Source organism: Ruegeria sp. H9 (genome assembly GCF_056532915.1).
The window spans coordinates 95,676-116,284 of the sequence record NZ_JBQFNX010000004.1 but is presented as its reverse complement, the minus strand read 5'-3'; the positions used below and the strand labels follow the sequence as shown (position 1 = coordinate 116,284).

Sequence of the window (20,609 nt, the reverse complement as noted above, 5' to 3'; positions counted from 1 at the left end):
TACGCCCATTTGTACTTTTTGGCGAGGGGAAAGCGGCCGGCGCACAGCGGCTCTGCACTGATGCAGGGGTCAGTAGAAGCTTTGCGGATCGATATCCACGGTCAGGCGGATATCGCCTTTCAACTTCAACGGGGCGATCCAGCGGGCTATGGCGTCCTGAATAGGCGCACCTTTCGGGGCTTTGACTAACAGCCGGACGCGGTGACGCCCGCGTATGCGCGCGATCGGGGCTGGAGCAGGGCCAAATACCTGAGCACCAACATCGCGCAACGGCGCATCGTTGCGCGCCATGGCGTTGCCGATGTCGAAGACCGGCCCGACCTCGGGGCCAGACAGGACAATCCCGGCCATTCGACCATAAGGCGGCACCCCGGCGGCCTGACGCCCGGCGGCTTCAGCCTTCCAGAACCCTTCTTCATCGCCCGATAGAATCGCCCGGATCACCGGATGTTCCGGCTGGAATGTCTGCAACAACGCCTGCCCCGGTTTTTCCGCACGACCTGCCCGGCCCGCTACCTGCCGCATCAATTGAAAAGTTCGTTCCGCCGCGCGCAGGTCAGCCCCATGCAGGCTAAGGTCCGCATCGATCACCCCTACAAGTGTCAGCTTTGGAAAGTTATGTCCTTTGGCCACCAGCTGCGTCCCGATAACGATATCCGCATCGCCTTCGGCAATCTCTTCGATCTTGGCCTTCAGGGCACGAGCCGAACCAAACAGATCAGAGCTGAGCATAGCGATCTTGGCTTCGGGGAACGCCGCCTCGGCTTCTTCTGCCAGCCGTTCAATCCCGGGTCCGACCGGTGCCAGTTTACCCTCGACCCCGCAGGATGGGCAGGCCTCTGGCATTGGCTTGGTCTCACCACATTGATGGCACATCAGACGCTTGAGGAACCGGTGTTCAACCATTCGCGCGTCGCAATGATCGCAGGCAATCTGCTCCCCGCACGCCCGGCATAGTGTCACGGGCGCATAGCCACGGCGGTTGATGAACAGCAGTGACTGCTCTTCGCGTTCGATACGCTGTTGCACCGACTGCCGCAGCGAGGGGGAAATCCAAGTCCCGGCCTGCATCTGCTCGGCGCGCATGTCGATCGGCTTCATTTCGGGCAGGACTGCTGCACCAAAACGCGAGGTCAGGTCCAGCCGTTCGTATTTACCCGCCTCGGCATTGGCCCAGCTTTCCAGTGAAGGCGTCGCGCTGGCCAGAATCACCCGCGCTCCGCAGATGGCCGAACGCAGAACGGCCATATCCCGCGCACTATAATGCACCCCATCTTCTTGTTTGTACGAGGTGTCGTGTTCTTCATCGACAACTACGAGACCAAGATCGCGAAATGGAAGAAACAGTGCTGACCGGGCACCAACGACCAGTTGCGCATCACCCTGACCGACCATCCGCCAAACCCGGCGACGTTCAGTCATGGTCGCGCCCGAATGCCACTCAGCCGGACGCGCACCAAATCGCGCCTCGACACGCGTCAGAAATTCAGCCGTCAGCGCGATCTCGGGCAGCAAGACCAGTGCTTGCCGCCCCACGCGCAGGGCCTCAGCGACCGCCTCAAGATAAACCTCGGTCTTGCCCGAGCCCGTCACCCCCTTCAGAAGAGTCGTTCCATAATCTCCCGTCCGTTGCCCGGACTGAAGCCGCATCACGGCCTCCGCCTGATCCTCGGTCAGGTCCTTTCCCGGCAATTCAGGATCAAGATGAGGATAGGGAAGATCACGCGGGCTGTCCTCTTCACGCACAGCGTTCTGTTTGACCAACCCCTTAATGACCGAAGATGTGACCCCCGCTTGCTCGGCCAGTTCCTTCAGCGTAAAGGCCAAGCCGCCATAGTCTCGCAAAACTTCAAGTACCCGCATTCGTGCGTCGGTCATTCGGTCCGGTTGACCACCGCCCAAACGATAAACCTTGCGCATCGAGGGCGGATTGCCCAACCCCGGCGCGCGCGTTGCTAGCCGCAGCATCGCAGGCATCGGCGTCAGGGTGTAGTCAGCCACTTTCCCCAGAAACACCCGCATTTCTTCACGCATCGGCGCGACCTCAAGCACCCGGTTCACCGATCGCGCCTTGGCCAGATCAAAACCACCCTGCCCCGGCCCCCAAACCACACCCAAGACTTTGCGCGGGCCCAAGGGCACCTCGACAAACGCCCCAAGAAAGCACCCGCCCTCGGGCGCTTTGTAATCCAACGTCCGGTCCAGCGGCTGCGTGGTCAGCACCGCAACCAGTTCTCCTTCGTCGAAAAATCCGTTAGCGCTCACGGCATATCCTTCGCAGGGGGTTCCAGCATGGGTCTCTTTGAGGTAAAGCCATCCGCGACCAAGGCCAACCCATCAAAGGACTGCCCTCATGAAATTCTTCGTAGACACCGCCGAGATCGACGCCATCGCCGAACTGAACGATCTGGGCATGGTGGACGGCGTAACCACTAACCCCTCGCTGATCCTGAAATCGGGCCGCGACATTCTGGAAGTCACCAAAGAGATCTGTGATCTGGTCGACGGCCCCGTCTCGGCCGAAGTTGTCGCCACCGAGGCCGACGACATGATCGCCGAAGGCCGTAAGCTGGCCAAGATCGCGCCCAACATCGCAGTCAAAGTGCCGCTGACATGGGCCGGTTTGAAAACCTGTAAAACACTGACCGACGAAGGCCAGATGGTCAACGTGACCCTGTGCTTCTCGACCAATCAGGCCATTCTGGCCGCCAAGGCGGGTGCGACCTTTATCTCGCCCTTCATCGGACGTCTGGATGATATCAACCTCGATGGCATGGACCTGATCGCAGATATTCGCCAAGTTTATGACAATTACGGGTTCGAGACCGAAATCCTCGCCGCCTCGATCCGCACCGTAAACCACGTGACCGATAGTGCCCGCATCGGGGCTGACGTGATTACAGCACCTCCGGGCGTGATCAAAAAACTGGCCGACCACCCGCTGACCGACAAAGGCCTTGAAACTTTCCTGGCCGACTGGGCCAAGACAGGTCAGAAAATCCTCTGATCCCAAGCATTGCCGCGCGGTGCCATCAGGCACCGCGCCCGGCCCAACGGCAAAAGCTGATCTTTGATCAGCGCCAGGCAGGCGGGAGCGCCCGCCACAGCAGCGATGAAATTCGCCTTTCGCGTGCATTTTTCCCAAGGCAAATCCAGCAACCCATGTTATAAGCCCGCCAAACAAAAAAAACGACCGGACGGGACATGAGCAGCGATCCTAAACTCAAGGACAATCTCCGCGCCGCAATTCTGGCTGAGCCTGACGCCGTGCTGGATGACAAAGACCTGATGCAGGCCTTGGTGGCTGCAAATGAGCAGGCGCGTGGTGACAACGTTATCGACCTGCGCGGTATCGCCATGCAGCGGCTTGAGGCGCGTCTTGACCGCCTTGAGGACACTCATCGCTCGGTGATCGCTGCCGCGTATGAGAACTTGGCGGGCACAAATCAGGTGCATCGCGCCATTCTTCGCCTGTTGGAGCCAACCGTGTTCGAGGATTTCCTGCGCGCGCTAGGCAATGACGTGGCCGAAATCCTGCGAGTCGATCACATCACTCTGGTCCTCGAAACAACCGTCGTACGTGATGATCCGGTGGTGAACCAGCTCGGCGGCGTGCTGACTGTGGCTGAGCCTGGTTTTATCGATAGCTATCTGACCGCTGACCGCAACGGTCAGCCGCGCGAGGTTACCTTGCGCGAAATCCGCCATCCCAATCCGCAAGTTTACGGTAAACAAGCCGATCAGCTACGATCCGAGGCCTGCCTGAAACTCGATCTTGGCACTGGCCGCCTACCCGGCATGATTGTCATGGGCGCGCGCGATCCGAGGCATTTCTCACCTCAGCTTGGCACTGATCTTCTTGCCTTCTTTGCCGGCGTGTTCGAACGCTCTATGCGCCACTGGCTGTCGTGAGCCTGATTTCCCCAGCCTGCCGCGATGCTCTGCAGCATTGGCTGGACAGTCTGGGGGCGCTGGCGGGGCGGTCTGAAAATACGCTCAACGCCTATCGCGGCGACGTGACAGAATTCCTGTCCTTCATGACCTTGCATCACAGCGAGCGCCAAGGGCTGGCCGCGCTGGAACGCATCAGCGTTTCTGACATGCGGGCCTGGATGGCAGAGCAGCGAAATTCTGATGTCGGCGCGCGATCTCTGGCGCGCAAGCTTTCAGCCGTCAAAACCTTCTATCGCTGGTTGGCCGAACGCGAAGGGTTCGAACCTACTGCGGTGCTGTCCACCCGAGCGCCTAAATTTACCAAGAAACTGCCCCGACCTCTGGCCGAAGATGCCGCGCGCGCAATGATCGACACGGTCGAGCTACAATCCTCATCGGACTGGGTCGCTGCACGGGATGTTGCAGTTGTGACGCTCCTCTACGGGTGCGGGTTGCGGATTTCCGAGGCGTTGTCTTTGACCGGTGTGGACGCTCCTCTGCCAGAAACGCTGCGCATATCGGGTAAGGGCGATAAGGAAAGAATCGTACCGGTCTTGCCTGCCGCTCGGGCTTCGGTGGATCGCTATCTTCACCTCTGCCCACATCCGCAATCCCCTGATAAGGCGTTGTTCCGAGGTGTCAGGGGCGGCCCGCTCAACCCCGGAATCATTCAGGCTGTGGTCGCCAAGGCACGGATGCAACTTGGCCTTCCCGCAACAGCCACCCCGCACGCGATGCGCCACAGCTTTGCCACCCATCTGCTGTCTGCGGGCGGCGACCTGCGCGCGATCCAAGAGCTTTTGGGTCACGCCTCGCTTTCAACCACGCAGACCTATACCGCAGTCGATACGGCCCGGTTGATGGAAGTCTATAACCGCACGCACCCAAAAGCCTGAAGCAAAGACCCTTTTTGCTTTGCATCTGCGCCTTGCTTCCGTCATGACACCACCATGACACTCAGATTCAAAGCGCTTTCCGTTCATCTCTTCACCGCCACAGGTGCCGTTTTCGCAATGCTCGCCATGTTGGCAGCAGTCGAAGAGAAATGGAGCCTGATGTATCTCTGGCTCGTTGTCTCGTTCATCGTCGATGGCATCGATGGCCCGCTGGCGCGGCACTATCACGTTAAGAAGAACGCACCCGAGTTTGACGGAGTCTTGCTGGACCTGATCATCGACTATTTGACCTATGTTTTCATTCCCGCTTTCGCCTTGTTTAAGTCAGGTCTGATGGACGGCTGGACCGGCTGGTTCGCAATCATCGTCATCACCTTTGCAAGTGCGATGTACTTTGCGGATACACGTATGAAAACCAAGGATAATTCCTTCTCTGGCTTTCCAGGTTGCTGGAACATGTTCGTCATTGTGATCTTCGCCCTGGAGCCCAACTTCTGGGTCATCCTGCTGCTGGTCACCTTGCTGTCTGTCGCAATGTTCCTGCCGCTGAAATTCATTCACCCAGTCCGGACCGAGCGTTGGCGCACCCTGTCATTGCCTATGGCTTTTGCGTGGACATTCTTTGCAGGCTGGGCCGCCTGGGTCGACTTTCACCCCGAAAGCTGGGCCCATTGGGGGCTGGTGATCACCAGCTTGTATTTGGTCTCGGCCGGTATTGCGCAGCAGATCATTCCGCCGCGCAAGGCCCGGGATTACAAGACTTCCTGAACCTCGAACTCAGTCCCGTTATGGGTGAACACGTCACCCTCTTGCAGGCCAACCATAGCCAGATAGATTGGGCTTTGGGTCGAAATGCCCATGTAGGTTTTGCCGTCCACCTCAAACCGAGTCGTTGAGACACATACGACGAAGCGGCGATTGTTGAACTTGATTACGGCGCCGGGCTGCACCGTATCCGTGAGGCCAAAATCGGTGTTCTCGATCACGTCAATCTTGGCGTGATGCGCATGAACAGGCGCATCAAAGGCGGCCGCCAGATCTGCATTCTCGCGCGAGGCAGCGATGTCGTCCTTGTCATGCCCTTCTCGGTCATCCAACTGCGAGTCCTTAAGGAAGGCATCATAATGTGCCTGTGCGGTTGCCAGTTCCTGTTCTTCCAAAGACATCAGATGATCGATGATGGCTTTCTTGCGTGCGGCGGGGTCTGTCTGGCCGGTCATTCAATTCGGTCCTTCAAATTCACTATTCGATATAGGTTGGGGCCGTGCCGCTCCGATTGCAACAGATAAGTACCGATCAGATCAACAGGCTGGCAGCACCTTCGTGACGCAGCAGAGCCACTTTGGTCTCAACACCGCCGTGGCCTGAAAACCCAACCATCTTCCCATCTGCACCCAGAACCCGGTGACAGGGAATAATGATGGGGATGGGATTTCCCCCGCATCCGCGCCCAACCGCCTGCGCCGAGTAGCCAAGGTCGTTAGCCAACTCGCCATAGGTGCGCGTATCACCAAATGGGATAGCATACATTGCATCGCACACCTGACGCTGAAATTCCGATCCCTTGATCCGGTAGGGCAGTTCGAACTGCTGCAAACGCCCTTCGTCATAGGCACGCAACTGCGCCGCCGCTTCTCGCAGAACCGGGGTGGCTAGACCTTCGTCACGGCCATTCCAGACAAGACGCGTGATGGCGCCGCTGGTCTCTTCGACACCAAGGCAACCAAACTGAGTTTCTACGGCGATCATCGGCATAAGAGAACGGTTGCAGATGTTTCACCTCACCTGCAACCCGAATCCTGACGATCCGCCTCTTCATCTGGCCAAAAATACCTCGGAGCGCGAGGCAGAGCCTCGCATCAGCGATCTCTCTCTCGCGCTCCGTTCGAATGTCAGCTCAGCGCCTCGTTACAGCGCCCGCATACGCCCGGATGGGCGTGCAGCCCAACATCAGGAAGGATTTTCCAGCAGCGCTGGCATTTGTCACCTTGGGCTTTTTCGAACACTACAGCTACGCCCTCGATTTCCGGCACTCGGAACGCCTCGGCCGGGGCCGGATCGCCTGTGACGGCCAGACCAGAAGTGATGCACATGTCATCCACGTCGAAGGTCGCAAGCAGATCGCGGGTTTCCTGATCTTCGACATGCACGATCGGTGCGGCCTCAAGGCTGGATCCGATCACCTTGTCCTGACGTTGAATTTCCAGCGCAGCGGTCACGGCGCGGCGCACGCGGCGGACTTTGGCCATGCTGGCTTCCAGTTCTTCATGGCGCCAATCAGCGGGCGTTTCAGGGAAATCCATTAAATGGATCGAACTATCATCGGCCGGGAACCGTTCCAGCCAGACCTCTTCCATAGTGAAGACCAGAACTGGGGCCAGCCATGTGGCCAGACGGTGGAATAGGATATCCAGCACAGTCCGCGCGGCACGGCGGCGTAGGCTGTCACCGTCGCAATAAAGCGCGTCTTTACGTACATCGAAATAGAACGATGACAGATCAACCGTGGCGAATGTGAATACGGCGCTGAATACACCCTGGAAGTCAAATGCTGCATAACCTTTGCGCACTTGCTCATCCAAATCGGCCAGTCGGCTTAACACCCAGCGTTCCAGGCGCGGCATATCTTCAGGCGCAACCCGATCCGCTTCGGTGAAGTCCGCCAGCGAGCCCAGCATGAACCGCATGGTATTGCGCAGGCGGCGATAGCTGTCGGCTGTCCCTTTCAGGATCTCCGGTCCGATCCTCTGGTCGGCGGTATAATCGGTCTGAGCCACCCACAGGCGCAGGATATCGGCGCCGTATTGTTTAACGACCTCTTCCGGCACGATGGTGTTGCCCAGCGATTTGGACATCTTGTTGCCCTTGGAATCCAGCGTAAATCCGTGGGTCACTACGTTGCGGTATGGTGCACGCCCCTTGGTGCCGCAAGCCTGCAGCATCGACGAATGGAACCAACCGCGGTGCTGGTCGGTGCCTTCCATATAGACGTCAGCGATACCGTCCGCGGTCCCGTCCTCACGATCACGCAGCACAAAAGCATGGGTCGAGCCAGAGTCGAACCACACATCCAGCACGTCGAACACCTGATCGTAGTCGTCGGGGTTCGCGATACCGTCGAGGATCTTCTCCTTGAACCCGTCCGTGTACCAGACGTCTGCGCCATCCTTCTCAAACGCGGCTTTGATGCGGGCATTGAGTTCGTCATTGCGCAGCAGGTAGTCCGCGTCGGTCGGCAATGCCCCCTTCTTGGTGAAGCAGGTCAGCGGCACGCCCCAGGCGCGTTGGCGCGACAGGACCCAGTCCGGGCGTGCTTCGATCATGGAATACAGACGGTTGCGGCCGGTCTGCGGCGTCCATTTCACCAGTTCATCAATCGAGCGCAGAGCACGTTCACGGATGGAGTCGCCCATCTCGCCCATGCCGTCCTCCAGCTTGCGGTCGACCGAGGCAAACCACTGCGGCGTGTTGCGGTAGATGATCGGCGCCTTCGAGCGCCACGAATGCGGATAGCTGTGCTTGATCTTGCCGCGCGCCAGCAGCCCGCCGACCTCGGCCAGCTTGTCGATCACGGCCTTGTTGGCATCACCCTCACCGCCCTTTCGAGACAGGATGTATTTGCCACCAAAGAACGGCAGATCAGCGCGGAAGCTGCCATCATCCATCACGTTATAGGTGATGACCTGCTCCAGCATGCCCAGATCGCGATAAAGCTCGAATTCCTCCATCCCGTGCGAAGGTGCACAGTGGACGAAACCGGTCCCTTCGGTGTCGGTCACGAACTCAGCGGCGCGGAAATCGCGAATGTCGTCCCATTCGCCGTTGCCACCTTCGGCCCCGGCCAGCGGGTGGGTCAGCTGGATCTTGGCCAGATCTTCCTGCGTTACATCGCACAGACGGCGATACATCGTGTCATCCAGACGCGCGCGCGCAAACACATCTGCGGCGCGGTCATCGGCCAGCAAGTAACGCTCACCGATCCGCGCCCAGCACTCCTCGGGGCGTCCAGTGACTTCGTAGAGGCCATAGGAAATACCCTCGCCATAGACCACGGCCTTATTCGAGGGCATCGTCCATGGGGTCGTCGTCCAGATCACCACATAAGCGTTGTCCAGCGTCACATCGCCGGTGTTCACAACCTTGAACTTCACCCAGATGGTGAAGCTTTCCTTGTCGTGATACTCGACCTCGGCCTCGGCCAGCGCGGTCTTCTCGATGGGGGACCACATCACGGGTTTCGAGCCCTGATAAAGCGTACCGTTCATCAGGAACTTCATGAACTCATCCGCGATCACGGCCTCGGCGTGATAGTCCATCGTGATATAGGGGTCGGGCCAATTGCCGGTGATGCCCAGACGCTTGAACTCTTCACGTTGGATGTCGATCCAGCCTTCGGCGAATTTGCGGCATTCCTGACGGAAGTCGACGATGTTCACCTCGTCCTTGTTCTTGCCCTTCTTGCGGTACTGTTCCTCGATCTTCCATTCGATGGGCAGACCGTGGCAGTCCCAGCCAGGTACATAGCGTGAATCGTAGCCCATCATCTGATGGGACCGAACGATCATGTCCTTGATGGTCTTGTTCAGTGCGTGGCCGATATGCAGGTGGCCGTTCGCGTAAGGAGGGCCGTCATGCAGGGTAAAAGGCTTGCGGCCCTCTTTCTCGCGAAGGCGGTCATAGACGCCGATCTTTTCCCAGCGGTCCAGCCATGCTGGCTCGCGCTTGGGCAGGCCTGCACGCATGGGGAATTCGGTATTCGGCAGGTTCAGCGTGTCTTTGTAGTCAGGTGTTTCGGCGCACATTTGGGGCGTCCTCAGGATGTTCTGGTCGTGTATGGATCGAAGCGGTCAGTGCGATAACTCAAGCACCTTTGCCCGGCGTCTCGCGATATCAGAGCGCCGGGGATATAATTCGAATAATGATGGCCAGCCGGTCAAACATGGCCGCGCTTATAGGACGCCTGCTCTCAATGGTCCAGAGGTTCCGGGTCTTGCGACGAATGGCGCAGCTTGGCCCAGCGATTGAGCCATGCGAGACCCGCCAGCGCCAGACCCAGCGCCAACAGCGAAAACACCCGGATCAGCCCGCCCAATCCGGCAATATCGATCAGAAACACCTTGGCCACCGCGAGGCCAATCACGGCCAAACCGGCCTTGCGCATCAAATCGGACCGGCGGGCCAGCGACTGATAGAACAACCCTGCGCCGACCACCAACAAGGTGATGGTGTATGAATAAAGCTCGGGCTGGGTGACGCCGTTGCCTTCATACATGCCACCCGCCCCCTGCCAGACATGACGGATTGTAAGCCCCAGCCAAAAAGCGATCAGGGCACCTGCGACCCCATAACTGATTTGCTTCAGTAGCACGGGCTGCGTCACGACGCGCCAAGCCGAGAAGCCGATGGCCAGCGCAGGCAACAGATAGGCCACCGCCAACGTGTTCAGCACCGGCGGGCCGAGCACGGGATCGGCAAATGGGTCGAGCAACGGGTTAGCCTCAGACAAAGCCTGAACCAGACGCATCATGCCGTGTGCCGCAAAGAACGCCGCGAGCGCGTAACGCGCGTAGTTCAACTTACCGCCAAGCTCGAACCGCTGTATTTGTGCAAAAGCCAGCAGCAGCCAGATCACCGCCAGCAGCCCCAGCCCCCAGTGGCTGTCTGTAGCGCCGCCTTCTCCGAAGCTTTCCAGCCAGCGCAGCAACAAGAGCGATAGCAGTATTCCCGCCGTTGCCCAGGCCGCGCTTTCAAGCAGCAATGAGGCAATCGGGCGGTCCAAGGACCTTAGCAACGCCCACCCCATGATGAACCCGGCAACCGCTACCGCATAGACCAAGGTCATTTCGATCAACGGCGCGGTTTCGGCCCAATCGAGCCCCGGGTCGAGCACAAGCCGTACGGTCACCGTGAACACACCCGCCCAAATGAACCAACTCATCGGAGCCAGAACAAATCGCCGGTCCAGCGCCGCGGCCACAACAATCATGGCGACAAGTGCTACCGTCAAAGCGGCAGAGCTGAGTACGATGATGCAAGCAAAGCTAAGGCACGATAGCGCAGACAGAGTTGCCAGGGCAGGCCGCATCCGTTTCTCACCATCGGCCCGCGCAAACCGTTCGGCCAAAACCACCATCATCGCGCCTATTGCGATTGCGTGTAAGGCCCACGCATAAGCTCCGATCACGTTTGCAGGCTGCCAACCGACTTCAAGCGCGATCGCCAGCGTCGGAGCATATAGGGCTGCACCCCCGGCCCAGACCACAGCGTAGCGCCCGGCGTGGAAGGACCGCCACACAGCGAGCACGCTGATCAAGGCCCCGAGGGCAACCAATAGCGTGACTACCCAAGGATAATCGGCCTCGGCCGTTTCCACGTATGTGTCGGCAAAGCCGCGCCACACGGAGCCACCGTCCAACCCGTGCAGCAGAACAAACCAGATCAGACCCAACGCAGGCAGCACCGTCACATCCTGCAAAGCACGCGCAGCTTTTGTCCAAAGCATCAGCGCCAGTATCAAAGCGGTAAACAGAGCAACGCCCAGCCAAAACTCACCGCTTGAATCCGACCAATGCAGCGACAGGATGATGGAACTGGTGAGAACCGCACCAAAGGCAATTCGGGTTGGAAACTCGGGCCATGGATCCCCTTTCCGTCGCCGGATGACCTCGGCAATCATCGGGCCGGTGTGGTCGGGCCAGATACTGCGTACGGGTATCGCCATCGCAATCAGCGCCAGTGCTGTCACACAGGTCAGATACCCCGGTTCCGTGGAGGGGGAAGACAGCACCAGCAAAAACGCCGCCCCGTATGCACCCACTAGCGTCAGAATAGAAATCCATGCCCAACGCCTGACGGTATCGATACCCAAGCCCAAAATGGCGATGATAAAGAAATAACCATAAAGCCAACTGGGATCGTCCGATGCGCCTCCAACCATAAAGGGCGCGGCAAAGGCTCCGATTAGGCCTACGGCGGCGAGCAGCGGCCCGTGGAACCATCCCAAGACCAACGCAAACAGAGCGATGATAACGAGACCGGCCAGAGCGGCCTCGGGGCCGATCAGATCATAAAGCTGGCGCGCGGCCAGAACCCCTCCGAACAGGGTCACCAGACCTGCGCCCGAGAAGACCGATGGTAAATAAGCGGTCGACGCGTCCTCGTCATCGCCAAAGCGGCGGCGGATCACTTCACCTGACCCAATCAGCAGAAGGCCAAAGATCAGGGCTGCGGCGACCCGCGCGGCGGGTGGCAACAGCCCGTTCTCAACCCCGTATTGCACCAGAAATATCCCGGCCAAGGCCAGTGACAGCGCCGAAACCGCATAGAACCAGTTCTCACGCAACCACGCGCCCAGCGCGGCGATCTTTTCCTCACGAAAAACGATGGTGGCAGGAGGATCGGCGGCCTCAACGGCCTGCGGCGCATCCGATGGGCTTTCGTCAGTGGTAGACGAGGTTTTCGCCGCGGCCCAGGGATCATGCTTGGTTTGCGTCGTCTTCGGCTCCGGCCTTGATGTCTTGGAGGTTTCGGCGCTGCTTTCCGGTATTTGCCTGGCCAATTGCCGCTCAAGCTGATCGACGCGCTTACGCAACCGCGATTGACCAATCAGCAAAGCGATGATCGAAACAGGAATGGCCAGAACGATCAGACCAACGAGGACAAGCAAGGATTCCAACCGAAACCTCCGGGATGCGATGCGCCAAACGTACCGTGCAGACAGGCTGGTTTATAGTCTGGAAATGCGCATGGATACCGCCTGCTGCACAGGTAATCGGCCTATAAAAGCAGGATGTGAGGGCGTGCCCGCATCAGGCAAGGGATCGCCAGCACTGCGGCAAAGGCCGAAATACCGCAAGCGAACCATCTGCGGAACAGTTTGTCGTAACTGCTTGGCAAGGAGGTACCATCCCGATCAGCCTGCCTTGCATAATCCCTCAGACGCACCTGAATCCAAACCACCGGCAGCCAGAACAGGCCGGTCAGTACGTAAAGCAGCAGTGATATCGCGATCCGACCCTCCGACAGCAACCAGCCCAGTTGCCAGGCCAGCAACACGCCGGTGATCAGCTGGAAAATGACTGAGGTGGCCGTAATAACTGTGTCGGCCAGCACCACGATTCCCGCCGTATGAGCAATCACCCGTGCATCTGCCGTGCGGTGCGCCATCAGCATGAAAAAGGCGATCCCTGCGCAAGTGCCCAATAGAACGCATGCTCCGATCACGTGAAGCCAACGCAGGATCAGGTCCGGGTTCATCAGCGGCTCTCCAACATGGGTCGCGCGATCAGTGATAGCATCAAAGCCGGCGCTATCTTGACCAACGGCCCCAAAGGGTCGAGCCACAGTTCAGGCACCGTCAACGTGGCGGCGATCAGATAGAAAGCGGCGATTGCAGCCTGCGCGAGGCAAGCGCGTGCGGCCCACGGAAGCCACAAGATTGCCAGCCCCAGCGCGATATTGATCATCGACCAAAACACCACGCTCGCGTTGGCAATCCCAACGGGCCAACCATTGCGCGAGAGTATCTCGGCTGCCCGCGATAGCCCCGTCAATCCGCCGCCGACTTGAAATCACGTAGATCCCCCGAGATCAGCGCAATATCCGGAAGGACCCTCTCAGCCGTCTTCTGGCTGCGCACAAGCCCCTTCACACAGGCGCCATCCGCATGCAGCGACCGAACGACCGCAGCACCGATGAAGCCATAAGCGCCCAGCACCAAAACAGTTTTTTCAGGACGATCCGTTGCCACGAATTGCCTCGCATTGGTTTACAACACCCTAGCGGATCAGATTCTGAGGATCAGCCTGATCACCCCGTCCGCAACAACAGCACCATTCAGGGGTGAAACAACGAGCCAACCCAGAAGGCGATAGCTGCCGCCGCACCCCCGATCAGCAGGGTTTCTCCGCCTGATCGCCACCAGGGGGCAAGCGACCACCGGCTTTTCATCGCGCCAATGGCAAAGAATACGCCCGCAGTCATCCAGGCTGATACCGTGAACGCATTTGCAACGGATAAGAGGAACGGCAACAACGGAATCATCCCCGCGATCAGAAAGGCAAAGAACGTCGCCATCGCGGCTTTGAGGGGATGCGGGTCGACGCTGCCCAGCCCGTATTCGCCCTCGATCATAAGGTCGACCCAATTGTCGTGGTTCGAAGTGATTTCAGCCGTCGCGTCATCCAGAATGCTGCCTGAAAGGCCTTTTTGTGCGAGGATTTCGCGCACCTCCTTTCGCTCGCCATCCGGGTACAACTTGATATGCCGTTCCTCGATGGCTCGAATACGGTGGATGTTATCGAGCTCGGCCTTGGTTCCCGAGTAGTTGCCCGCCGCCATCGAAAAACCATCCGCCAGCACGTTGGCCAACCCAAGTGCCACGATGACAAAAGGCGATAAACCTGCCCCGGCAACCCCGGCAACGATCGCGAATGTCGTGACTGAGCCATCGATGCCGCCATAAACCACATCGCGCAGAACCCCACGCCCCGGAGGCGCATTGATCCGTTCGAAAATCTCTTGCTGGCTGTGGCCGTGTTCGGTCATGGCTGGCTCCGTCCTGTTTATGCAGGACAGGTTCAGGCACGGCCTTGCGCCAGATCAAGTCCTGGAGAACAACCCGCTGAGCGCGCGTTTGATCATGCCACGGGTCGAGGGCTGGTGGCGTTTCGAGAAAGGCAGCGGGCGGCAGACCTCCATCGCGGCAACACCAACACGGGCGGTGAGCGCGCCGTTGACCAGCCCCTCGCCGAACCGGCGGGACAGTTTGCTGAGGACTGAGCCGCCCAATATCGGTTCCAGCAGATCATCCCCAACCGCTACTGCACCCGTTGCCACCAAATGCACGAATACGGCGCGGGTCAGTCGCCAACTGCCCAAGAAACCTGCGCGACCGCCATAGATTTCGGCAATACGTCGGATCATTCGCAATGAGCTTGCCAGCGCGGTCGCGACATCGGCCAGCGCGAGCGGAACCAAAGCGGTAACGGTGGCAACCTGCCGGGCTGCGGCCTCGACCTCGCGGCTGGCAGCAGCGTCCAGCGGGGCCAGCAATTCGTCTTCGGCCAAGCTCAGCAGGGTTGCCGCATCGAATTGCTCTCCCATGCGTTCGGTCAAACGGTCGCGACCCCAGCGTGTTTCATCGCGTCCCTTATAGAACGCAATCAGCCGTGTGGTTACAGCGCGGGCTTGCGACAAGCCCTCGTCTGTTAAAGCTGTGTCCGCCGCGCGCCGCAGCCCGTCGACGCGAGAAAGACGGCTGATTGCGGCCAACTCGCGCAGTGCAATGATCAGGACGACCAGCAACAGCGCAGCGATCAAACCGGTGACGATCCAACCCAGAATTGGTGCGCGTTCCAGCAGAGAGATGGCGAAATCCCACGCGGCGACCGAGACCACCGCCCCCACAACAGCTAATGCCAACCCCCAGAACCAACGCGCCAAAACCGAAGGCTTCCGCGCTGCAAACCGTACCGCTGCCTGCATCGCCTGCCCATGCGGAGGCGCGATGTCCGGAACAGGAGGCGCGGTCGAGACATCAACTGCCGAGGCGTCGTCTTCCAGATCAATCAAAACGGGGCCTTTAGCCATCGACCAACTCCTCGCGTGTCCAGACATATTTGATGTCGGGCAGTTTTTCGTCATTCTCGGACCCATCGCCGCGTGCGACCTCAACAAAGCCGTTGCGCTCATAGAACCGGCATGCGGAAGGATTGGCCTGAAACGCATACAAGTTGAGCGTGGGACGCTGCGCTTTGGCGCGATCCAGCAATTGCTGCCCGATCCCCTGCCCGCGCGCCGAGGCCGCCAGATAGAGCGACTGCACTTCGTCCCCATTCAACGCCAGAAATCCGGCCACCTGCCCCTGCTTTTCGGCCACCGTGACCCAGCCGAGATCAATCATCCTGCCGCAAAACGCAATGGTCTCGGCCTCAGAATGCAGTTCAGGCATCCAGTCGTTTTCGCGGGCGAACCCGTGCAGAATAGCGCCTGTGGTTCCGGCATCGGTACTGCGAGCAGGACGAAGGATCACGTTCACAGCCGGTCTCCGATCAGAAACTGCGCAGCCCGGTCCAGCCGAATATGTGGCGGACCGTCACCAGGATTCAGGGTCAAATGTGCGGGTGCAAAGGCCATATTGCCATAGTCGTCGCCCAGCCATCCCTCGGCCCCATTGCGCGCGGGGCCCAGCAGATGGGCAGGGTCCTCTGGCAAATCACCGGGGTAAAAGGCCGCCTGCTTACCGCTGTCTAGCAGAGTGCCGCGCACGCATGGCAGTTCTACGCCGTTATGGCTGCGCATCTCTTCCGTCGTTGTCCGAAGTGAAGCCAACGATAAGGCCGCAGTTTCAGCCCCGGCAAAGCTGGCGCGGTCGCGGGCCTCACGGGTCAGGGCCTCAATGATCGCGGTCAGGCGCGGGTGCTGCAGATGGTGCAGATGGTCCGCTTTGGTGGCCGCAAACAAGATACGCTCGACCCGCTTGCCAAGCAGCAGCCTGTTGAGCCATGCGTTGCGACCGGGGCGGAAGGCCGACAGGATATCGGCCATCGCGCGGCGCATATCCTCGACCGCTTGCGGGCCTTTATGGATTGCCCCCAACGCATCTACCAGAACGATCTGCCGGTCGATCCGGGCAAAGTGGTCGCGAAAGAAAGGTTTGACCACACGCGATTTGTACGCCTCGTACCGCCGCTCCATCTCGCGGTGTAGTGAACGCCGAATTGACGCCCCCGACACCGGGAGCGGCGCGAATGTCAGCACAGGAGACCCGGCCAGATCGCCTGGCAGAAGAAACCGACCGGGAGTGCAGTCATAGAAACCGGCATCACGCGCGGCATTAAGGTAATCGGTGAAGCTGCGGGCGAGGTCCTGCGCCTGCGGCTCATCATGTGGCGCGGTTGGGTCGGTCGCCTGGACCTTTGCCAGAAATGCCCCTGCTTGTGGGCGATTGGATATGTGTTCGAGCGTGTCCCGCGACCAATCTTCATAGGATTTGTCCAGTAGGGCCAGATCCAGCAGCCACTCACCCGGATAGTCCACAATGTCCAGATGCAATGTTCGAGGGCCCTGCAATCCCGAAAGCAGACCTGCGGGCTGGACTTTGAAGGACAGGCGTAACTCGGAGACAGCACGCGTGCTGTCCGGCCAGTGCGGCGCTGGTCCGGTCAGCGCGGACAGATGGGATTCGAAATCGAAACGGGGCACGGTGTCGTCGGGTTGCGGCTGCAGATAGCTGGCGGTGACACGCCCCTCTTGCTGCGCCACAAGACCGGTCATGCGGCCCCGATCCAGCAGGTTGGCGACCAGTGATGTGATGAACACCGTCTTGCCCGACCGCGCCAATCCCGTGACGCCCAGCCGGATGACCGGCTCGAAGAATGTCTCGGACACACGGTCACCCACGGATTCGACGCCGCGCACCAGACTGTCTGCCAAAGATGAGATGACCAAGCTGTCGCCCCGCAATTATCGTTTTGCCCAAGATAGGTAGCGGTTGCGGCACTTGCCAGAGCTTTCGCCCCCTTGCCCGTCCGACCAAGGCGCGATACCAGCGCCCCATGCCCAGATACGCGCTGCAAGTCGAATACCAAGGGGAACCGTTTGCCGGATGGCAGCGGCAAAAGGAGCTGCCTTCGGTTCAGGGCGCGATCGAATTAGCGCTTTCGCGGATCGAACCCGGAGACCACACAATCGCCGCCGCCGGTCGTACCGACGCCGGGGTTCACGCGCTAGGACAAGTGGCGCATTGCGATCTGGTCAAAGAATGGGACCCATTCCGCCTGTCCGAGGCGTTGAATTATCACCTCAAACCGCAGCCTGTCGCGATCGTGCAAGCTGCACGAGTGGATGATGATTGGCACGCGCGGTTTTCGGCGCTTGAGCGGCAATATCTGTTCCGTATCCTGATGCGTCGCGCACCTGCAACCCACGACAAGGGGCAGGTCTGGCAGATCAATCATTCTCTGGACGTTGCAGCGATGCAGGCCGGGGCGGATATGCTGATCGGGCGACATGACTTCACCACCTTCCGTTCATCCATCTGTCAGGCCGCCAGCCCGGTCAAAACACTGGATGAGTTGCGGGTGGAACAGGTTCAGGGCTTCTCGGGGGCCGAAATCCACTTCCATGTTCGCGCCCGATCGTTCCTGCACAATCAGGTACGTAGCTTTGTTGGCACGTTGGAGCGTGTGGGGGCTGGGGCATGGACGCCTGAGGACGTTCGCGATGCGCTTGAGGCGGTTGACCGTGCGGCCTGTGGGCCGGTATGCCCGCCGCAAGGATTGTATCTGGCACGGGTAGGATATCCCGAACCGGTGTTTGGCTAAGTCTACAAGGCCCGCAGTAGCAGCCCGCTTGCAATCACGGCGATGATAAGACCCGCAACCAGTTCGATGGTCGGGGCCAGTACCGATGCAAAGCGCGTAGCCGAGGCTGAGGCCAGCAACCCGCCGCGCAACCCAAAGGATGTCCAACCGACCAAAGTGGTGACGGTTGCGGTGCCTAAAGCCATGGCGAATGCGCCTGCGATGCCGACCATTGCGATACCCATCTGCCATGTCAGGATCAGCACAAACAACGCGCCCGTACAGGGGCGTGCGGCTATACCAGCGATCAGGATCAACGCCTCGCGAAAGCTGCCGACCTGAGCGACCTCATCGGCCGTCGGGCCGTGGCGGTGGCCGCAGTCAGCGCAAACCTCGTGGTCGTGATGATGGTGGTCGTGATCATGCGCATGGTGATGGTGGTCGTGCGTTTGAGAGGCTTGGTTTTTGTGACGCCGCGCAAAACTGCGGATGGCGCGGAAAACCAGCCACAGGCCTATAGCGGCAATTGCGCCGTAGCTGATCGGTGCCATGACCTGTTCGGTCGTGCCTACAAGCGACTCGCGTGACATCTGGAATACCAATACCCCGGCATAAACCAGCACAACCGCCGTCACTGCTTGCCCTAGGCTCGACAGGACACTGATTGCAGAAAGTCGCCAAAACGCAACACGACGGCCAAGCCCATATCCTCCGATCAGAACCTTGCCATGGCCCGGTCCGATGGCATGGAAAAACCCATATGCAAAACAGACCGTCAGTAGCGTTGCCACAGCTTCGGGCTGCTCGGCGCGTGCTGCGCGAAGGGCGCGGGCGATCTGGTTCTGGAATTCGCGTTGCTCTCCGGCAGCCCAAGCGGCCAGATGGTCAAAACCACCGCTGCCCCAGAACCACAGCAGCACCCCGCAGGCGATGGCAACGGGAACGATCAGGTATTTGGACATGAAAGCCGAATCTCGGTTGCGAATTTCTCACCGACCAGAGGGATATCGTTTTCTTCAAGGTCATACTCGGCATCCAGCGTCAGCAAAAAAGCCTGCATCTGGGCCAGTTCGTTGTCGATATCCGGATCGCTCCGTTCAATCTCACAGGTCGTGGGGCCCGAAACCAGAACCGGGCGGGTCACTTCGTATGCGGTATAAAAGCTCTCATCAAAGGCTTTGATCGACAGCGCATCCGCCGGAACAGGGTCTCCTTCGACCGCGCGCAGATGTGTGGTCACGATGCGGGCATCCTCGGTCGTGGCCTGCGGTTCAAGCGGGCCGGATAGCGGGATCACGGTTTCGCCCATGCGGATGACCAGATCGCCATTGTAACCTTCGACCCACTGCGCGTCGAAGCCGCTTAAAAACTGCTCTTCGGCCTCGGTCAGCACGCCATCAGCATCCTGATCCAGTCGCATGTCTTCGAGAACCAGCAATGAATAGAACTCATCATAGGCCCAGGTCACACGCACATGGGTCAGGTTGCCTGCGTCATCGACCATGAACTCTAACCCCGTGTCGATAAAAACATGGGGATGAGCCAGTGCCGGTGTCGGCAGAAGGCAGGTCAAGGAGAAGGCAAGCCAGCGCATGTTGCAAAGATAGAATGCGCAGCGGGTATCGGCAATCCGACTAAACACTAGGCTGCAGAATCCCGCCATTTACTCCGGCGGGAACAAGACCAATGTCTGCAAAGCCGTCCCAACTGGCCCCTGTGTATCAAAAAGAACTGACTGCGACATACCGATCCCCGAGGGTTGCCAGTGCGAGATCGAGTCAGAGGCCAGCCAGTCCGAGACAGGCTCGCGGTGGACTTGCACAGTCAGGTCGGTATTCATGAAACCCATCTCAGATGTGGGCGCGTTCCACGATATGCCATTGCCGCAATCTGCAAGCGGGCAGAGCGCTTGGATCGGCGATGGGTCCTCTCCTTCCAGCAAGGCAGGTGTACGCATCCAGACGGTTTTCGGACCTGCCCCTTGCTTGCCATCAGCGGGATAGCCGATCTGGGAGTGATGGGCAAAACCGGGCAACTGATGGCGCATCTCACCGATCGGAAACGGGCCATCGACCATATCTTCGACCCTGGGCGCGGGCAGTTCGACATTGGGCACGGCCCCAAGGTCTTTGCGCACCATATGCATGGTTGTGGCGGTGGCGCAAAGCGTGTCGTCCAGATCATGTACGGTGACCCGTGTGGTCGCCAGCGTCTTGGTATGGCGTGTCGTCTCTGCCGCGACTCGCAAACCAGCCAGAGGCAATGGACGCAGCAGATCGACGGTCAACCGGGTCAACATCTTCTCAGGGCCAACTTCGGTTTCTGCCGCCCGCACGATCAATCCGCTGACTGGCCCAGCATGGCAATGATCGGCTGACCAAGGCCCGCGCGCGGGGTCATTTCCGACAAACACACCCTGCGCATTTTGGTGGAAATACGCCTTCCCCAACACATCCGATGTCATTGTGGTTCTGTC

20 protein-coding genes are annotated in these 20,609 nt (G+C 59.5%); 5 read left to right on the top strand and 15 right to left on the bottom strand.

Annotated elements, in window-relative coordinates; genetic code table 11:
- Positions 1-69: 69 nt before the first annotated feature.
- The gene (locus tag ACR0CZ_RS16530) at positions 70-2,265 is read right to left on the bottom strand and encodes a primosomal protein N' (RefSeq protein ID WP_170397412.1); all 2,196 of its coding nucleotides are present in this window, start codon (positions 2,263-2,265) and stop codon (positions 70-72) included.
- 88 nt (positions 2,266-2,353) lie between these two features.
- Here ACR0CZ_RS16530 and fsa point away from each other — a divergent pair, with 88 nt between their 5' ends.
- The 4 genes from fsa to ACR0CZ_RS16510 all read left to right on the top strand — a co-directional run bounded on the left by fsa (position 2,354) and on the right by ACR0CZ_RS16510 (position 5,597).
- Complete coding sequence (fsa, locus tag ACR0CZ_RS16525; RefSeq protein WP_170397415.1) at positions 2,354-3,007, top strand: fructose-6-phosphate aldolase; 654 nt, start codon at positions 2,354-2,356, stop codon at positions 3,005-3,007.
- 197 nt (positions 3,008-3,204) lie between these two features.
- Complete coding sequence (locus ACR0CZ_RS16520) at positions 3,205-3,912, top strand: DUF484 family protein (RefSeq protein WP_170397417.1); 708 nt, start codon at positions 3,205-3,207, stop codon at positions 3,910-3,912.
- Positions 3,909-4,829: a tyrosine recombinase XerC gene (locus ACR0CZ_RS16515; protein WP_170397419.1), complete on the top strand. Its 921-nt coding sequence runs from the start codon at positions 3,909-3,911 to the stop codon at positions 4,827-4,829. Before ACR0CZ_RS16520 ends, ACR0CZ_RS16515 begins: the two co-directional genes overlap by 4 nt.
- Positions 4,830-4,883: 54 nt before the next feature.
- Positions 4,884-5,597 (top strand): CDP-alcohol phosphatidyltransferase family protein, encoded by a 714-nt coding sequence (locus tag ACR0CZ_RS16510; protein ID WP_170397421.1) that lies wholly within the window; start codon positions 4,884-4,886, stop codon positions 5,595-5,597.
- Here ACR0CZ_RS16510 and ACR0CZ_RS16505 read toward each other — a convergent pair.
- The 11 genes from ACR0CZ_RS16505 to ACR0CZ_RS16455 all read right to left on the bottom strand — a co-directional run bounded on the left by ACR0CZ_RS16505 (position 5,582) and on the right by ACR0CZ_RS16455 (position 17,279).
- Entirely contained in the window at positions 5,582-6,049 is a 468-nt protein-coding gene (locus ACR0CZ_RS16505; RefSeq protein ID WP_170397423.1) for a hypothetical protein, read from the bottom strand. The genes ACR0CZ_RS16510 and ACR0CZ_RS16505 overlap by 16 nt on opposite strands.
- 76 nt (positions 6,050-6,125) lie before the next feature.
- Positions 6,126-6,584, bottom strand: a complete 459-nt coding sequence (locus tag ACR0CZ_RS16500; protein ID WP_170397424.1) for a methylated-DNA--[protein]-cysteine S-methyltransferase — start codon at positions 6,582-6,584, stop codon at positions 6,126-6,128.
- Positions 6,585-6,721: 137 nt separating this feature from the next.
- Positions 6,722-9,631, bottom strand: a complete 2,910-nt coding sequence (gene ileS / locus ACR0CZ_RS16495; RefSeq protein WP_170397426.1) for an isoleucine--tRNA ligase — start codon at positions 9,629-9,631, stop codon at positions 6,722-6,724.
- Positions 9,632-9,795: 164 nt separating this feature from the next.
- Entirely contained in the window at positions 9,796-12,504 is a 2,709-nt protein-coding gene (locus ACR0CZ_RS16490) for a DUF2339 domain-containing protein (protein ID WP_170397429.1), read from the bottom strand.
- A 101-nt stretch (positions 12,505-12,605) separates the two neighbouring features.
- Entirely contained in the window at positions 12,606-13,085 is a 480-nt protein-coding gene (locus ACR0CZ_RS16485) for a DUF2269 domain-containing protein (RefSeq protein WP_170397431.1), read from the bottom strand.
- The gene (locus ACR0CZ_RS16480) at positions 13,085-13,381 is read right to left on the bottom strand and encodes a DoxX-like family protein (protein ID WP_480503830.1); all 297 of its coding nucleotides are present in this window, start codon (positions 13,379-13,381) and stop codon (positions 13,085-13,087) included. The genes ACR0CZ_RS16485 and ACR0CZ_RS16480 overlap by 1 nt, the downstream gene beginning before the upstream one ends.
- Entirely contained in the window at positions 13,378-13,578 is a 201-nt protein-coding gene (locus tag ACR0CZ_RS16475; protein ID WP_170397433.1) for an NAD-dependent epimerase/dehydratase family protein, read from the bottom strand. The genes ACR0CZ_RS16480 and ACR0CZ_RS16475 overlap by 4 nt, the downstream gene beginning before the upstream one ends.
- Before the next feature lie 86 nt (positions 13,579-13,664).
- The gene (locus ACR0CZ_RS16470; protein ID WP_170397435.1) at positions 13,665-14,375 is read right to left on the bottom strand and encodes a VIT1/CCC1 transporter family protein; all 711 of its coding nucleotides are present in this window, start codon (positions 14,373-14,375) and stop codon (positions 13,665-13,667) included.
- Between the two features lie 54 nt (positions 14,376-14,429).
- Positions 14,430-15,419: a YcjF family protein gene (locus ACR0CZ_RS16465; RefSeq protein ID WP_480537213.1), complete on the bottom strand. Its 990-nt coding sequence runs from the start codon at positions 15,417-15,419 to the stop codon at positions 14,430-14,432.
- Complete coding sequence (locus ACR0CZ_RS16460) at positions 15,412-15,867, bottom strand: GNAT family N-acetyltransferase (protein WP_170647487.1); 456 nt, start codon at positions 15,865-15,867, stop codon at positions 15,412-15,414. Before ACR0CZ_RS16460 ends, ACR0CZ_RS16465 begins: the two co-directional genes overlap by 8 nt.
- Positions 15,864-17,279, bottom strand: coding sequence for a YcjX family GTP-binding protein (locus ACR0CZ_RS16455; RefSeq protein ID WP_170397441.1), 1,416 nt, complete (start codon positions 17,277-17,279; stop codon positions 15,864-15,866). Before ACR0CZ_RS16455 ends, ACR0CZ_RS16460 begins: the two co-directional genes overlap by 4 nt.
- Before the next feature lie 107 nt (positions 17,280-17,386).
- Here ACR0CZ_RS16455 and truA point away from each other — a divergent pair, with 107 nt between their 5' ends.
- Positions 17,387-18,154 carry a tRNA pseudouridine(38-40) synthase TruA gene (gene truA / locus ACR0CZ_RS16450; RefSeq protein WP_170397443.1) on the top strand — a complete coding sequence of 256 codons (768 nt, stop codon included), beginning with the start codon at positions 17,387-17,389 and terminating at the stop codon, positions 18,152-18,154.
- Positions 18,155-18,156: 2 nt separating this feature from the next.
- On the opposite strand, the gene ACR0CZ_RS16445 is transcribed toward truA, so the two are convergent.
- The 3 genes from ACR0CZ_RS16445 to ACR0CZ_RS16435 all read right to left on the bottom strand — a co-directional run bounded on the left by ACR0CZ_RS16445 (position 18,157) and on the right by ACR0CZ_RS16435 (position 20,597).
- The gene (locus ACR0CZ_RS16445) at positions 18,157-19,095 is read right to left on the bottom strand and encodes a HoxN/HupN/NixA family nickel/cobalt transporter (protein WP_170397445.1); all 939 of its coding nucleotides are present in this window, start codon (positions 19,093-19,095) and stop codon (positions 18,157-18,159) included.
- Positions 19,080-19,727, bottom strand: coding sequence for a DUF1007 family protein (locus ACR0CZ_RS16440; RefSeq protein WP_170397447.1), 648 nt, complete (start codon positions 19,725-19,727; stop codon positions 19,080-19,082). The genes ACR0CZ_RS16445 and ACR0CZ_RS16440 overlap by 16 nt, the downstream gene beginning before the upstream one ends.
- 69 nt (positions 19,728-19,796) lie before the next feature.
- Positions 19,797-20,597 (bottom strand): thioesterase family protein, encoded by an 801-nt coding sequence (locus ACR0CZ_RS16435; protein ID WP_170397449.1) that lies wholly within the window; start codon positions 20,595-20,597, stop codon positions 19,797-19,799.
- Between the last annotated feature and the right edge of the window lie 12 nt (positions 20,598-20,609).

What these genes read in the sequence shown, in the direction of transcription:
- fsa (WP_170397415.1), top strand. Translation starts at nt 2,354, where the DNA reads ATGAAATTCTTCGTAGACACCGCCGAGATCGACGCCATCGCCGAACTG.
- ACR0CZ_RS16520 (WP_170397417.1), top strand. Translation starts at nt 3,205, where the DNA reads ATGAGCAGCGATCCTAAACTCAAGGACAATCTCCGCGCCGCAATTCTG.
- ACR0CZ_RS16510 (WP_170397421.1), top strand. Translation starts at nt 4,884, where the DNA reads ATGACACTCAGATTCAAAGCGCTTTCCGTTCATCTCTTCACCGCCACA.
- ACR0CZ_RS16505 (WP_170397423.1), bottom strand. Translation starts at nt 6,049, where the DNA reads ATGACCGGCCAGACAGACCCCGCCGCACGCAAGAAAGCCATCATCGAT.
- ACR0CZ_RS16500 (WP_170397424.1), bottom strand. Translation starts at nt 6,584, where the DNA reads ATGCCGATGATCGCCGTAGAAACTCAGTTTGGTTGCCTTGGTGTCGAA.
- ileS (WP_170397426.1), bottom strand. Translation starts at nt 9,631, where the DNA reads ATGTGCGCCGAAACACCTGACTACAAAGACACGCTGAACCTGCCGAAT.
- ACR0CZ_RS16485 (WP_170397431.1), bottom strand. Translation starts at nt 13,085, where the DNA reads ATGAACCCGGACCTGATCCTGCGTTGGCTTCACGTGATCGGAGCATGC.
- ACR0CZ_RS16470 (WP_170397435.1), bottom strand. Translation starts at nt 14,375, where the DNA reads ATGACCGAACACGGCCACAGCCAGCAAGAGATTTTCGAACGGATCAAT.
- ACR0CZ_RS16465 (WP_480537213.1), bottom strand. Translation starts at nt 15,419, where the DNA reads ATGGCTAAAGGCCCCGTTTTGATTGATCTGGAAGACGACGCCTCGGCA.
- truA (WP_170397443.1), top strand. Translation starts at nt 17,387, where the DNA reads ATGCCCAGATACGCGCTGCAAGTCGAATACCAAGGGGAACCGTTTGCC.
- ACR0CZ_RS16445 (WP_170397445.1), bottom strand. Translation starts at nt 19,095, where the DNA reads ATGTCCAAATACCTGATCGTTCCCGTTGCCATCGCCTGCGGGGTGCTG.
- ACR0CZ_RS16440 (WP_170397447.1), bottom strand. Translation starts at nt 19,727, where the DNA reads ATGCGCTGGCTTGCCTTCTCCTTGACCTGCCTTCTGCCGACACCGGCA.
- ACR0CZ_RS16435 (WP_170397449.1), bottom strand. Translation starts at nt 20,597, where the DNA reads ATGACATCGGATGTGTTGGGGAAGGCGTATTTCCACCAAAATGCGCAG.